The sequence below is a fragment of the Clostridium sp. ZBS2 genome, from assembly GCF_023845855.1.
In the GTDB taxonomy this organism is placed as follows: Bacteria; Bacillota; Clostridia; order Clostridiales; family Clostridiaceae; genus Clostridium; species Clostridium aquiflavi.
The window spans coordinates 196,722-211,532 of the sequence record NZ_JAMQIF010000006.1; the positions used below are offsets into that span (position 1 = coordinate 196,722).

General features: G+C 25.9%; 16 protein-coding genes and 1 pseudogene. 10 read left to right on the forward strand and 7 right to left on the reverse strand.

What is annotated here, in order from left to right; all coding sequences use genetic code 11:
• Window positions 1-72 precede the first annotated feature (72 nt).
• The 7 genes from NG918_RS03470 to NG918_RS03500 all read left to right on the forward strand — a co-directional run bounded on the left by NG918_RS03470 (window position 73) and on the right by NG918_RS03500 (window position 7,026).
• Window positions 73-1,161, forward strand: a complete 1,089-nt coding sequence (locus NG918_RS03470) for a sensor domain-containing diguanylate cyclase (protein ID WP_252214655.1) — start codon at window positions 73-75, stop codon at window positions 1,159-1,161.
• A 61-nt stretch (window positions 1,162-1,222) separates the two neighbouring features.
• A complete protein-coding gene (locus NG918_RS03475; RefSeq protein ID WP_252214657.1) occupies window positions 1,223-1,909 on the forward strand; it encodes a peptidylprolyl isomerase in 687 nt (228 codons plus the stop codon).
• A 273-nt stretch (window positions 1,910-2,182) separates the two neighbouring features.
• Complete coding sequence (locus NG918_RS03480; RefSeq protein ID WP_252214659.1) at window positions 2,183-2,896, forward strand: YoaK family protein; 714 nt, start codon at window positions 2,183-2,185, stop codon at window positions 2,894-2,896.
• A 213-nt stretch (window positions 2,897-3,109) separates the two neighbouring features.
• Entirely contained in the window at window positions 3,110-3,625 is a 516-nt protein-coding gene (locus NG918_RS03485) for a GNAT family N-acetyltransferase (protein ID WP_252224565.1), read from the forward strand.
• Window positions 3,626-3,775: 150 nt separating this feature from the next.
• A complete protein-coding gene (locus NG918_RS03490) occupies window positions 3,776-4,642 on the forward strand; it encodes an SDR family oxidoreductase (RefSeq protein ID WP_252214663.1) in 867 nt (288 codons plus the stop codon).
• A 394-nt stretch (window positions 4,643-5,036) separates the two neighbouring features.
• Window positions 5,037-6,023, forward strand: coding sequence for a ketoacyl-ACP synthase III (locus tag NG918_RS03495; protein ID WP_252214666.1), 987 nt, complete (start codon window positions 5,037-5,039; stop codon window positions 6,021-6,023).
• A gap of 214 nt (window positions 6,024-6,237) precedes the next feature.
• Window positions 6,238-7,026: a nucleotidyltransferase domain-containing protein gene (locus NG918_RS03500; RefSeq protein ID WP_252214669.1), complete on the forward strand. Its 789-nt coding sequence runs from the start codon at window positions 6,238-6,240 to the stop codon at window positions 7,024-7,026.
• Between the two features lie 40 nt (window positions 7,027-7,066).
• Here the strand turns inward: NG918_RS03500 and NG918_RS03505 are convergent.
• Both NG918_RS03505 and NG918_RS03510 read right to left on the reverse strand, forming a co-directional pair.
• Window positions 7,067-7,219, reverse strand: a pseudogene (locus tag NG918_RS03505) (transcriptional regulator).
• Between the two features lie 41 nt (window positions 7,220-7,260).
• Window positions 7,261-7,803, reverse strand: coding sequence for a DUF6512 family protein (locus NG918_RS03510; RefSeq protein ID WP_252214672.1), 543 nt, complete (start codon window positions 7,801-7,803; stop codon window positions 7,261-7,263).
• A gap of 275 nt (window positions 7,804-8,078) precedes the next feature.
• On the opposite strand from NG918_RS03510, the gene NG918_RS03515 reads away from it, so the two are divergent.
• On the forward strand, window positions 8,079-8,453 hold the full coding sequence (locus tag NG918_RS03515) for a RidA family protein (protein ID WP_252214675.1): 375 nt from the start codon (window positions 8,079-8,081) through the stop codon (window positions 8,451-8,453).
• Window positions 8,454-8,717: 264 nt separating this feature from the next.
• Here the strand turns inward: NG918_RS03515 and NG918_RS03520 are convergent, their stop codons facing one another.
• Window positions 8,718-9,122, reverse strand: coding sequence for a hypothetical protein (locus NG918_RS03520; RefSeq protein ID WP_252224576.1), 405 nt, complete (start codon window positions 9,120-9,122; stop codon window positions 8,718-8,720).
• A gap of 309 nt (window positions 9,123-9,431) precedes the next feature.
• Between NG918_RS03520 and NG918_RS03525 the strand changes: the two genes are divergently transcribed.
• Window positions 9,432-9,731: a DUF3892 domain-containing protein gene (locus NG918_RS03525; protein ID WP_252224579.1), complete on the forward strand. Its 300-nt coding sequence runs from the start codon at window positions 9,432-9,434 to the stop codon at window positions 9,729-9,731.
• A 79-nt stretch (window positions 9,732-9,810) separates the two neighbouring features.
• Here the strand turns inward: NG918_RS03525 and NG918_RS03530 are convergent, their stop codons facing one another.
• Genes NG918_RS03530 through NG918_RS03540 form a run of 3 tightly spaced genes read right to left on the reverse strand, consistent with a single transcriptional unit; the run spans window position 9,811 to window position 11,689 of the window.
• Complete coding sequence (locus NG918_RS03530; protein WP_252214683.1) at window positions 9,811-10,623, reverse strand: ABC transporter permease; 813 nt, start codon at window positions 10,621-10,623, stop codon at window positions 9,811-9,813.
• The gene (locus NG918_RS03535; protein ID WP_252214686.1) at window positions 10,617-11,321 is read right to left on the reverse strand and encodes an ABC transporter ATP-binding protein; all 705 of its coding nucleotides are present in this window, start codon (window positions 11,319-11,321) and stop codon (window positions 10,617-10,619) included. The genes NG918_RS03530 and NG918_RS03535 overlap by 7 nt, the downstream gene beginning before the upstream one ends.
• Window positions 11,321-11,689, reverse strand: coding sequence for a GntR family transcriptional regulator (locus NG918_RS03540; protein WP_252214689.1), 369 nt, complete (start codon window positions 11,687-11,689; stop codon window positions 11,321-11,323). Before NG918_RS03540 ends, NG918_RS03535 begins: the two co-directional genes overlap by 1 nt.
• A gap of 275 nt (window positions 11,690-11,964) precedes the next feature.
• On the opposite strand from NG918_RS03540, the gene NG918_RS03545 reads away from it, so the two are divergent.
• A complete protein-coding gene (locus NG918_RS03545; RefSeq protein WP_252214691.1) occupies window positions 11,965-13,425 on the forward strand; it encodes a methyl-accepting chemotaxis protein in 1,461 nt (486 codons plus the stop codon).
• A 101-nt stretch (window positions 13,426-13,526) separates the two neighbouring features.
• Here the strand turns inward: NG918_RS03545 and NG918_RS03550 are convergent, their stop codons facing one another.
• Window positions 13,527-14,255 carry an ATP-binding protein gene (locus NG918_RS03550; protein ID WP_252214693.1) on the reverse strand — a complete coding sequence of 243 codons (729 nt, stop codon included), beginning with the start codon at window positions 14,253-14,255 and terminating at the stop codon, window positions 13,527-13,529.
• Window positions 14,256-14,811: the final 556 nt, after the last annotated feature.

The window sequence follows — 14,811 nt, forward strand, 5'->3', positions numbered from 1 at the left end:
ATTTTTTATTTTAATAAAGTATTATGATAAAAATAAATTGTAAACTTAATTAATGCTAGAGGATGATAGAGAATGAAAAGTATTTATTTATTAAAAAATGATATGAATGGAGTGATATATTATTTACAAGATTTTATAAATAATCATAAGAAAATATTGATTATTATTTTAATTTTTATGTCTATTTCATTATTAGATGCATTGTATTGTTTTTTAGTTAATATTAAAGAACAACGAAAGTTTATGAAAGAATTAGAATTAGAAAGAGAAAAATATTTAATTGTAATAGAGCAGTTAAATGATATTATATTTGATTTTGATTTAATTAATGGAAAGGTAATAACTTCACCAAAGTTCAAAGAAAAATTTGGATGGAAATTAACATCAAGAGAACTAGATATAAACAAGTTAAAAGATTCTAAGATTTATACAGAAGACATATCTATAATAAGAAATATTATACCTAATATTGAAAATATGGAAAAACAATCAATAATAAAGAAGATAAGAATAAGAAAAAGTGATGGATATTATTTATGGTGTGAATTAATACTAAGTTATATTTATAGAAATAATAAGATTGTTCGCATAATTGGTAGAATTACAGATATTGATGATGAAGTGAGAGAACGAAATATACTTAAAGTAAAGTCAGAACGTGATCAACTTACTGATTTATATAATAAGTTAACGTTTTTTAATAAAGTAGATGAAAGAATAAAGAATAATGAAAATAATGAAAGTATATTAGTTTTTATAGATATTGATAATTTTAAATTAGTAAATGATTGTTTAGGTCATATAAGTGGAGATGAAGTTTTGAGAGATGTTGCAAAAAAAATTAATAGTATCTTTGATAAAGAAATTAATATCAATGCTAGATTTGGAGGAGATGAGTTTTGTGTATTTGAAGAGAATTCATCTATTTTAATGATAAAGGAAAAGATAAAGAAGTTATCTATAATATTAGAAGAAACTTATATGGGGAAAAATGGGCAAAAAGTTAATGTTTCAGCAAGTATAGGAATTGTATCTTATCCTTATGATGGGACAAATTTAAAAGAATTAATTGAAAAAGCTGATAGAGCATTGTATAAATCAAAAGAAAATGGAAAAAATCAAGTTACAATTTATAACGATGGTATTAGTATAAGTATATAAAAATAAATAAATTATGTTATACTTATAGTATTAAATTTTAATTGTAGGGTGGCGAAATTTGATGAGTATAAAAAGTATAAAGAAGTATACCAAGTTGATTTTATTATTAGTTTTTATTAGTTCTTTAGGCGGAGTTGGTTGTGGAAACCTTAAAGATAATGATACAAAACAGACTTCAGAATCAAATTCTACAGCAGAAGAGGTTCACATTAATTCGCCAGAGGGAATTGAAAATTTACCATTAGCAACTATAAAAGTTAAAGATTATGGAGTTATTGACGCTGTGTTATATCCAGAAACTGCTCCTAATACAGTAAATAATTTTATAAATTTAGCTAATAAAGGTTTTTACAATAACCTTAAATTCCATCGAATAATTAAAGACTTTATGATTCAAGGTGGAGATCCTAATGGAGATGGAACTGGGGGTCCGGGTTACTCAATTGAAGGAGAGTTTAGCTCAAATGGTATTCCAAATGGATTAAAACATACAAAAGGTGTACTATCTATGGCAAGAACCCAAAATCCTAATAGTGCAGGAAGTCAGTTTTTTATAATGACTGCAGATGCACCACATCTTGATGGGGAATATGCTGCTTTTGGTGAGGTGATATCAGGTTTGGATGTTCTTGAAAAAATAGGAAATGTTAAGACTAAATCAAAAGATATTCCTGAAGATGATGTGATTATTGAATCAATTACTGTTGATACTAAAGGTGTAGAATATAAAGAACCAAATAAAAAGTAGAACTATCTTTATAAATATATCATCATTGCTATTTAAGCTTTGATGATATATTTTTTATTCTTTAGGAATTTATATTATTAAAAAATTTGTGGATAACTTTTAAAATAATGTGTTTTAAAGGTATTATGAGTACCCCTAAAGAATAAAAAATAATCATATGCCGCACCATTATTCCTGCACTGCGTTTGGAAAGGGCGCATGGCTAAAAAAATCGACGGCTCCAAAGTCGCCTTAGCGATTTTGTTCTGTTGTACAAAAGGGGGAAATTTAAAATTGTGTACTAAAGATATGAATATTAATATGTGTAAAAACAAAAATGTTAGAACTTCTGAATCAGTACATTTAGGAATGCTTTTAGCCATTGTTGGGGGATTCCTTGATGCTTATACTTTTGTTTGTAGAGGTGGAGTTTTTGCAAATGCAGAAACAGGTAATATTGTTTTAGTAGGAGTAGAAGTAACAAAAGGAAACTTAAAAGGAGCTATCATGGCATTTTTACCTATTTTAGCATTTATAATAGGAGTTATTGTTGCAGAAACAATAAAAGAATTTGAATCCTGTATTAGAGTGGTAGATAGTCATCGTACTATTTTAATAATTGAGATGTTAGTGCTTTTTAGTGTAGGATTTATACCAACTACAATTCCAGATATATTTGTAACTACAACTATATCATTTGTTTCATCAGTTCAAATATCTTCATTTCGAAAATTAGTTGATTCTCCATATAGTACAACTATGTGTACTGGAAATTTGAGAAGTGCTTCGCAAGCTGCATATATGGCTTTTAGAAAAAAGGATAGTACTTATACTATAAAATCAATTCGTTATTGTATAATTATAATCTCATTTTTAATAGGGGCATGTTTAGGCGGAGTGTCAACTTTAAAAATTGGAGTTAAATCCGTTTGGATCTCAGTAGTTGTATTAATATGTGCTATTGTATTATTTAGTATAGATGAAAGAAGAATTAAAGAGCAATCTTAAAAATGTAATTAAATTCAATTAAATGCTATTAAAAGTAATTAAATTGAATTTAATTACAGCTACCAATAAATTGGGAAAAAACTTATTTAAATCGAGAAAAAATAGGATATTCTCATATAATAACATATTACAAAAATTACAACATTTTACTATTTGATTATATAATTGGTACAATCGATTAAGATTATTAGAATTATTTGGAGGGATAGTATAATGTTATATTCAGATATAAATCTCCAACATGAGGTTTATAGAGAAGATGTTTTTGATATTGCAAAATGGTTGAAGGATGAAGAGGTATCTAAATTTCTAAACGAAAAAGATGGAATAACCAATAGCTTAGATAATTTGGCTAACAACTCAACATTACCTGTAATGACTCAGTATTTTAATAATAATGGTCCATTTTATATGATAGAACATAAAAATAAATCTATTGGTTATTTAAAAATTGTTACTAAAGGTAATAATAACAGTGCAGAAATAGTTGTTGCTATTGGAGATAAGAAAAAATGGGGTCAGGGAATAGGCACAATAGCAGTAAAAAAAGCTTTAAGTGAGGCATTCTTAAAATACAGAGTTAAAAAAGTGGTAGCTAAAATTCATAAAGAAAATTATAGATCAAGCAAAGTATTTAAAAAAGTAGGGTTTATTGAAAATGAACTATTAGAAAAGGAAACAAAATACTTAATAACATTTAATAATTATATTAGTCAATTTAGCAGTTAAAGTCAGAAAAATTATATTTTGTCCATGAGCTTTATACTACAATATCAACACTGTTTTAAAACATAGCCTTAGATATAAGATGAAATAAATATTTTTTATGTGTTAGGAAATACTATTTAATATTAAATAGATAACTAAGGAGGAGTCAATATGAATTTCCCTAATTTATTTCCAGCACAACATCAAACTAAGCATCCAGGATTTGAATATGAAATGAACCCAATTCCAATATATTATGATCAACAATATAATAAAAAAGGTGACTTATTAAATAATAAAGTTGCAATAATTACAGGTGGAGATAGTGGAATAGGAAGAGCAGTAGCAGTAGCTTATGCTAAACAGGGCGCAGATATAGTAATTGTTTATTATAATGAAAACAGAGATGCAGAAGAGACTAAAAAACTTATAGAAAATGTAGGCAGAAAATGCATTATTATAAATGGTGATATTGGAAAAGCAGACTTTTGTAATGATGTAGTTAAAAGAACTATTGATGAGTATGGAAAATTAGATATATTAGTAAATAATGCAGCAGTTCAATATGAGTGCCAAGATATAAAAAATATATCTGATGAACAATTTGACAGAACTTTTAAAGTTAATGCATATGGAACATTTTATATGACAAGAGCTGCATTAAAACATTTGAGACAAGGAAGTTGTATAATAAATACAGCTTCAGTTGTGGCTTTTAAAGGAAATGAAACTTTAATAGATTACTCTATGACAAAGGGTGCTATAACTGCATTTACAAGATCATTAGCACTTTCACTTGCAAAACGTAAAACTGGAATAAGAGTAAATGCTGTTGCTCCAGGTCCTATTTGGACCCCACTTATACCCTCTAGTTTTGATGCAAATAAGGTATCGACTTTTGGATCAGACACCCCTATGGGAAGAGCGGGTCAACCTGTAGAATGTGCTGGAGCATATATTTTTTTAGCTTGTGAATGTGCATCATATATTACAGGGCAAACAATACACATCAATGGTGGAGAAATAGTTAATTCATAATATAAATAATATTGTTTCAAATTCAACTCATTTTGTTGCCACGGAAAATCCCAAAGAATTTAGAGGGATTTTTAAATAAACATAGAATAGAAGATTAATTAAGTTATAGTATCAAAGATGATTTCTAAATTATATAGAAATCATCTTTTTAGTTTTATAAAAAATTAAATTATTTGGTAAAAAATATCAAAAAACAAAGAAAATATAGAATAAAATTCAAAAATAGTATAATTTAAGTAAATATGGTTGACACAAGGCGAAATGTAGATTATCATATAATATATGATGGTAATATTTTACAGAGAAGTATTTATCATAAGTAAATAATATTTAATAATTAAAATTTTTTATATAAATTATTATTATTAAAAAAATGATTATAGGAGAAATGAACATGAATATAAAGATAAGAGCTATAGAAACAGAATATCCAGAAAATATTGTAAAGAATGAATTTTATATAAATCATTTTAAAGAACAAGGAAAAGATATAAATAGATTATTAGAAGCTTTCGGAAGAAAAGAAAGAAGAATAGTAGATAATGATACTGATACAACACTTAGCATGGGAATTAAGGCTTCATTAAAAGCATTAGAAAGTGCAAATCTTACAGGAGAAGATATAGATTTAATTATATTTTCAAGTCAATTTCCAGAATATATATGTCCAACTCAAGCATTAATAGTACATAATGCCATAAAAGGAAAAAGTGATACTATAGTGATGGATTTAAATGTAAATTGCCTTGGTATGTTAGTAACACTTGATACAGCATCAAGACAATTACTTCAAAATAATAAACTTAAAAGAGCATTAATAATAGGTGCAGACTATGCTTCAATTCATATGAAAAGAAATGATGAATTGTGTTATCCAATGTTTGCAGATGCAGGATGTGCAATGATTTTAGAAAAAACTGATGAAGATTGTGGATTTATTGATTCTGATTATTTTACTGACAGTAGAAAATATAGTTCTGTAATGTATCCAGAATGTGGTTCATCTTCATATTATAAGGATACCACATCTTATGATGATATGAAATTTGGATGGACAGAATGTGATGATGATGTAGTTCATATAGCAATAAATTCTATTAATAAATTATTAAAAGATAATAATTTAGAGGTATCAGATATAAGTGCCTTTTGTCTTTCACAATTTGCACTTCCTATAATAAATGGATGCATAGATGGTTTAAGATTAGATCCAGAAAAAGTTATTTTTGTAGGCGATAAGTTTGGATATACAGGGACAAGTTCACCTCTTATGGCGTTTAATGATGGAATAAAGAGTGGAAAAATTAAAAGAGGCGATTATGTAGTATTCTGGTCTATTGCAGCTACTAGAACAGCTTGTTCTGTTTTGTTTAAGTATTAGGGTCTGTTTTAGCAAAGTGTTGATTTTTGACTCTCACTTAACGATTCTCAAAGTCCAATTACAATGCCACTTTTACCTATTGCATATATCAACGCATATTTAAAAGAGATTCAGATATTAAAATAATTATCTAAAATTAAGAATATAAATAAGCATAAAATAGATTTTATTAATAATATAGTATATTTATATGAGTATATATGGGGGGAGCAACATGGAGAAAATTAAAAGTTTAATTGAAGACTTTAGTAAAAGACATGAAGTAGAAAGTATTGCACTTGGAGGATCAAGAGCTACTAAATTAAATGATAGCAATTCAGATTATGATCTATATGTTTATTTAAATTCGGACTTATCTAAGGAAATTAGAAAAAATATATTAGACAAATATTGCAAGTATATAGAATTAAATAATACTTATTGGGAAGCAGAAGATGATTGTTATTTAAATGATGGAAAAATTATTGAAATTATTTATCGTAGTATGGATGACTTTGATAAAGAATTAAAATCAGTAGTTTTAGATGGTAATGCATATAATGGATATACAACTTGTATGTGGTCAAATGTAAACCAATGTGTAGTTTTATATGATAGAAATAATAAGCTACAAAAATTAAAAGATAAATATAATATTAAATATCCTAAAGAATTAAGAAAAAATATTATAGAGAAGAATTTAAAACTATTAGATGGATATATTCCTTCATTTTCTATGCAAATAGAAAAAGCAATAATTAGAGGAGACATAGTTAGTATTAATCATAGAATTACAGAATTTCTAGCTAGTTATTTTGATATAATTTTTGCAGTTAATGAATTACAACATCCAGGAGAAAAAAGATTAATTTCAATATGCTTAAGTTCTTGTAAAGACTTACCTAAAAATTTCGAAGAAAATTTAGATAAACTTCTATCAGGAAATAGAAATAAAGAAGAGATCATGTCAGTGGTAAACAATATTGTAGATAATATAAAAGAATTAGTTTTAAATGCCAAATAAAAAAATATATCCTTAGGATAAATTCCTAGGGATATATTTTTTATTTATTAGCAGGTTCCAATTTGCAACGAACTGGTGAAACTATTAATTCTTCTTTTTTTAATTCTTTAAAAGCTTTATCAATATCTTTACGATCTTATCCAGAAAGCTTTTCAACGTCACCAGCACTTAATGGTTTGTTTGCTTCGCTCATAGTAATGATGAAGAAATAAATTAAATATTTTACAAATTATATTAGTGAATTCCATATTCTCCAGTAGTTGAATCAATAAAAAGAGGTATTTTAGGTTGAATAAATGTAAATAGAGTAAATAAAAATATAGTAATAAAGAAAAGACTAGAATATAGATAATTATTACTTAGATCATAATTAGCATAAGCCTTAAATCCAATGTATTGTCCGATAGATACGCCTAGGACTAATGAGAAGATATCTAAAACTAAAGAGTGAATTCCTAGGGCACCAGTATAAGTATAATAAAAAATAATTATTGTAATTGAAGAAATTATCATTGAAATTGTGCAAGAACAAAACCATTTTTCCCAATCTAATATTATATCATTGAAAATAATATAGGATATAATATACCAAATTATTGTAGGATATACAGCAAGTTTTAAGTGTTCCCAGATGCTTTCATTAACAGGAGTAAATAAACCAACTAATAAAGAATTATTACTTAATTTATATGTGTAATGAAATAATGTTGCAAGTAGTACTATAAAGGGAATTGACAATAGGAAATATAATTTATAATAAAAATACATCTGAAACATTATGAGTCCCTCCTAAGTATAAATTGTTTTATCATTACTATAATATATAGCAATAATGTACTTAATTATGAGTTGTGTTAAAAATTATTTTAAATGAAGGAATATATTTTGTTATTGAAACAAGAAAATGAAAATTTTGTGATGAATTTTTAGAAAAATATTGAAAAATGTTAGTAGATTTTAAGTTTGGTATGTATTAAAATATCTATTAAAGCAATATGTAATATGTTTTTAAAAATTATAAAAGAATACAATTATTATTGGGGGAATTTAAAATGTTAAAAGTTACGAAGACAGATAAAGCGCCGGCAGCAATAGGTCCGTATTCTCAAGCTGTAAGTTTTGGGAATTTATTATTTACATCAGGACAAATTCCGTTAGATCCATCAAGTGGAGAAGTTATTGGAAAATATATTGAAGATCAAGCTACTCAAGTTATGAAAAACATTAGTGCTATATTAGAAGATAATCATCTTGATTTTTCTAACGTTATAAAAACAACTTGTTTTCTTGCTAATATGAGTGATTTTTCTAAGTTTAATGAAGTTTATGCAAAATACTTTATTAGCAACCCTGCACGTTCTTGTGTTGCAGTAAAAGAATTACCTAAAAATGTATTATGTGAAGTGGAAGTAATAGCGGCTAAATAATAAAAAAGACTATACCTGTTAAGAAATAAACTTAAGGTATAGTCTTTGATTAATTTAAAGAAAGAATTTAATTCATATTTAAACTTTTTTTTCTAAACTTTATAAAAGGAATTTTGATTTCTATAATAAGAGTTGAAATGAATCCAAGAATACTGAGTATAGTATTATAATAAATTATATTTTGTAAAAAGTAATATGATAATATTAAATTTATGTATTAATCAAAATGAGCCTTAATGTTTTAAGGCTCATTTTGGTGTTCCATTATCTTTTATGCTTGGAATTGTTATTATTATTCATATTTCTATTCATGTTGTTCATATTATTTCTATTCATATTATTCATGTTATTCATATTATTCATACCATTAAATGGATTACCACCATTATTTTGATTTCCCATAAGCATATTCATAATAGGATTATTGTTCATATTAGAATTATTCATCATATTAGGATTCATTCCGCCCATAAGCATATTTAAAAGTGGGTTACCACCCATTCCTTGAGCTTGGGTGTTATTTCCACCGCCAAACATATTCATCATTTGATTTCCACCCATCATGGGATTGTTTCCCATCATAGGATTACCACCCATAGCATTCATCATACCAGCTAGTGGACTATTAGGAAATAATGCACTAAATATCATACTTAATAATGGATTCATACTATATTCACCTCAAATATTTATTGCTGTTACTGTATAGTATTATTATTAAAGTTAAAACGGTACTTAAATTATATAAGATATAGTAATTAATAAATATTTTATGTTTCTTAATTACTAATTGTAATTTGATAATAATATGAAAATGTCATATATTAATAAAAAGTCTTTCCATAAGAGTAGTAATAATAAACTTAAATTAAAAGTATTTATTAAATATAGTAATAAAAAAATTAAAAATTTTTCTTATGAATTAAAATATATTATTAGGATAAAATAACATCATAATATTATAGGAGGTGTGATTTTATGAATAATAATGAAGGAATGTTAGGGGGAGTACCAACTAATATTACTAAAGAAGTTACTACACCTAACAGTAATACACAATTAATATCAGCTGTAATAAAAAGTTCAGGGGAAATAACAGGATATGAACTTTCAAATGGTCAAAGAATATCTAAAGAAGAAGGAGTGAAAATGGCCAAAGGTGGGAAAATAGCTGGTGTATCAGTTAGTGTTTCCAGAAAAGGAGAAGAATATCTTAGGAGTTTACCAGATCAAAATGAATCAAATAATTTAAGCTCACTACCAACAATTAGTGAGTAAAAAATAGAGATATAAATAAATTTAATAGTAAATAAAAATAGTTGAGATTAAAATCTCAACTATTTTTTATATAATGCAATTATTCTAAATTTAATTTATTTTTTATGATGTAATTAGTTATTAAAAAATAACATATGAAGAAGAATAAATGAAATAATATTCCTCCAATAAAAAATTCATGAACTTGATTTAATGAAGAAATATTCCAAGAAATCATTGAACCAGAATATTTATCTGCGAAAATAATTGCGATAGTAGAAATAATAGTATTCATTATAATGTTTAAAACTATAAAAGCTCCAAATGAAGAAAGTATTTTTCTCTTATTAAATAAGTGACCAATTGAAATAGAAGCATATATCATTAAAATTCCCATACTTAGTTGTGAAAGTGCAGCTATTATAAATTCTAAACCAACCATATATCCACTAATTCCGTATTGAGCATATAGTAATGAAAATGCATTACAGATGTCTCTAAATAAATCTGGATTAAGTGCATTAGAGTTAAATGTTAGTATTAATACTGAAAGCATTGCAACAATACCACTTACTATACTCCAAATTATTGCAACTAAAAGTTTACTACATATATTTTGCCAAGGTGCTACAGGCAATGTATGCATTAAATAGCCTTCATCACCAAGAATATTTTTATAAAACCTTTGTATTATTACAAAAAATGTTACTACAAATACCGCTATCATAGTTGCAACATAAGCAAATATACTAAGGAAAGCTGGAATTCCACCTAAAGTATTTCTATCAATTACAGAAAAGTCATTATTCATAAAAATTTTATTAATTAGTGCAAATATTAAAAGTGCAGCATAAAGCGGAAGCAATACTCTTCCGGTTGCTTTTGTCTCATATTTCATTAATTTTCCTAACATTTAAATACCTCCCTAAATAAAGCATCAACACTTTTTCCATGTTCTTCTCTAATTTCATCAACACTTTTTGTCAAGTATATTTCACCATAAGATATAAATACAACATCATCTAATACTTGTTCAATATCTGATATTAAATGTGTAGATATAATTACAGTTGCATTTTCATTATAATTATTAATAATAGTGTTTAAGATATAATCTCTAGCAGCAGGGTCAACACCGGCTATTGGTTCATCTAAAAAGTAAAGTTCAGCATCTCTACTCATTACTAAAATAAGTTGTACTTTTTCTTTTGTACCCTTAGACATAGTTTTTAATTTGTCATTAGGATTAATATTTAAATTTTTTAACATATCATAAGCTTTATCAGAATTAAAATCTTTATAAAAATCCTTAAATAAATTTATGATGTCAGATACTTTCATCCAATCATTTAAATAAGTTCTTTCTGGTAAATAAGAAACTATTTTTTTTGTTTCAACTCCAGGTTTATTTCCATTAATTAATATTTCACCGCTTGTAGGTGTTAATAGGGAATTAGCAAGTTTTATTAATGTACTTTTACCGCTACCATTTGGTCCTAAAAGGCCAACAATTCTACCACGATTAATTGTTAAATCAATTCCTTTTAAGGCTTGTTTTCCACCATAATTTTTAAGTAAATTTTTACATTCTAATATAGGTGTATTATTCATTATTTCATCTCCTTCATAAATTCATCCATAATATTCAGTATTTCATTTTCGGTATAGCCTATATTTTTCATATTATTAAGAAAGCTTTCAATTTCTTTTTTAGCTAGATCATTTCTAATTTTATTAATCAAGTCTATATCCTCCGTAATAAATCTACCACTTGTTCTTTGTGTAAATACTAATTTTTTTCGTTCAAGCTCAGTAAGAGCTTTTTGCATTGTATTAGGATTAACAGATGCTTCACTAGCAAGTTCTCTTACTGAGGGTAATTTATCACCAATTTTATATATACCAGAAATAATTCTTAATTGCAGTTGATCTATTAACTGTAAATATATTGGCCTATCATCTTTGAGTTCCCAACCCATATTTTCAACTCCTTGTATTATTGTATTAATAACATAATACAATAATACAGCTATATACTAATTTTGTCAATACTATATTTGGAATTAATAGGATAAAAACTAAAATAATAGAATATTAACATTTTCAATATTCTTAAGTTTAATTACTCGGTGATATTTAATTATGCATATATAAACACAGATTATAAATTAAATAAGAATAAATATGTTTTAATAGAAGAGCATGTATAAATATGTTATTATATTTTATAAAGTAGGTTAGGGGAGGGTGAATTATGAAAATAGGAACAAATGAATTAGAAAGAGCAAATTTGTTAAACATTAAATTATTATTAATTTTATGTTTAACATTAATAGTACAGTCATATATTTTACATGGGTTAGTTAGAGGGACAACTACATTAATATTTTGTATATTTGTAACTGTATGTGTAATATGCATAAAAAAATTTGTAAGTAATTCTTTGATATGTGGAATAGGAATTCCGCTTGTTATAATGATAGCAGAATTAGTTTTTGTAATTTTAGCAGGTGGAACAGGTTTTGCTATAATATTATTTTTATCCACTTTAGTAATGAGTTCATTATACTTTGATCATAAAATAATAATAGGCTATTCAATAATATTAAATGTAATTATATTATTTATTCAGTTTATCATAGGGTTTAATTTATTAGGAAGAGGACAAGGTATAGATATATTTGTAACTCAATTTACTGCAGTAATAATATCAGAAGTAACATTATATTTTATGGTTAAATGGTCCAAAGAAGCATTAGAGAATTCAATTCAGTCTGAAAATGAAATAAAATGTGCCATTTTAAAAATAGGCAATACTACTAATAATATAATTAGTCAAATAAATACATTAAATGAAAGTACTAAGAGTACAAGAGATCAATCACAAAGTGTAACAAGAGCAATGGAAGAAATAATTCAAGGTATAGAAGTTCAAGTGACTAGTATGTCTGACATTACAAATTCTGTTCAGTATATTAAAGAAGAAATAAATTCAACATTAAAATTATCAAATGAAATTGAGGACAGCTCTAAGAATCTTAGTATAAAGACAGATGAGAACTTTTCAAGTATTAATATAGCAAGTGATCATATTAATAGCATTAGAAATATAATGAGTGAAGCTAATTTAACAGTAATAGAATTCAGTGATAATATGAAACAAGTTATAAATGTACTTAAAGGAATAAAAGAAATTTCAGAACAAACTAATCTTTTAGCACTTAATGCATCTATAGAAGCGGTAAGAGCGGGGGAAGCTGGTAAGGGATTTGCTGTTGTTGCAGAAGAAGTACGAAGTTTATCTGAAAAAACTAAAGAAACAACTAATGAAATAGAAGAATCTATTTTAGGTATACAAAGTAAGATAGAAATGGTAGTTAAATCTGTTAAAAAAGGTGATGAAGAAGCAGAAAAAGGTAAAGATATTATAGAATCTACTTTGATTAGTTTTAAAGATATGCAAAAAATGTTTGAAAATATCAAAGATGACATATATAAAGAATATGGATTAGTGGAAAAAATAAATTCATTAGTAGACAATGTACAATCAAATGTTGAAAGTACAACAGCTATTACTGAACAATATGTAGCTAATACAGAAGAAGTAACAACACTACAAGAAGAACAGGAAGAACAAATTAACAGCATACAAGAAAGTGTTGAAAACATATACAATGAAGCAACAGAACTAACGAGTTTATTTTCAAATGATTAAATAACAAGGATATGTTTTAGTAAAATGTTAATATATGTATAAACAAATTGGACGGAGCAATTAATGTTTTATTAATTGCTCCGTATTTATTTTCATAGATATTATTCTAAAATTTCTCCAGAAGTAGAAATGGTTACAATTTGCCAAGGTATTACTTTTCCACTTTCCATAAGTGCTTTTTTTATGGCATTAACTATTCCAGCACAACAAGGTACTTCCATACGAACAATAGTAATACTATTTATTTCATTATAATTTAATATTTCTATTAGTTTTTCAGAATAATCAACATTATCTAATTTCGGACAACCTATCAAAGTAATTCTATTTTTCATAAATTTATTGTGAAAGTCTCCATAAGCATATGCAGTACAATCTGCTGCAATTAAAAGATTAGCATCCTTTAAATATTCTGCTTTAGGTGAAACAAGTTTTATTTGAACTGGCCATTGATTTAATTGAGAAGATACAATATTTGTTTTTTCATTAGTTAAATCATTATGTTTTATAACTTTGGCATTAGAACCAGGACAACCTTTAGGTATATTTACATTATTATTTAAATTTAAAGTTTTAGGTATAGATGTTTTTTTATTTTCCATATTTAATTTGACTGCTTCTTCATCGTAGTCTAGAGCTTCTCTTTCTTCAAAAGAAATAGCATTTGTAGGACAAGAAGGTAAACAATCACCTAACCCATCACAGTAATCATCACGTAAAAGTTTAGCTTTACCATTAATTAATCCAATAGCATCTTCATGGCAAGCATCAACACAAAGTCCACAACCAGTACATTTATTTTCATCAATTTTAATAATTTTTCTTATCATAAAAATAACCCCCATAACAATGAATATTTATTAAACTACGTATTTCGTAATATTGATTATAGTATATAGAGAATTTTAAATCTGTTTCAAATGTAACACATTTAAAGTGAATTTTATAGGCTATGTTTTAAAACAGTGTTGATATTTTAGTATAAAGCTCATGGACAGAGGAATTTACTTTAAGAACACTAAAATAAAGCTTAGTCCAATTAATGCATGCTCCCAATCAAAGATTGTTGACAAGCAATTAATTGTAAATATTAAAAGGAAACTCGACTTCGCTGAGTAAGTTCGAAAAGCTAAATATAAAATTTAGATTCTCACTTAAGAGTTCTAAAAAGCAAATTCCAATGCCAGTTCGCCCTTATACTAAAATATCAACATTCACTTAAAACATAGCCATTTTATAAAATAATTTTAAATTATTAATGTAATAATTAATTAAAAATAGGTAATACTATACAAAATATTAATATGATTATTTATATAAAATACTAATTGTATTATGTAAACTTATAATTGCAAATTTACTCAATAATATATATAGATTTTTAGA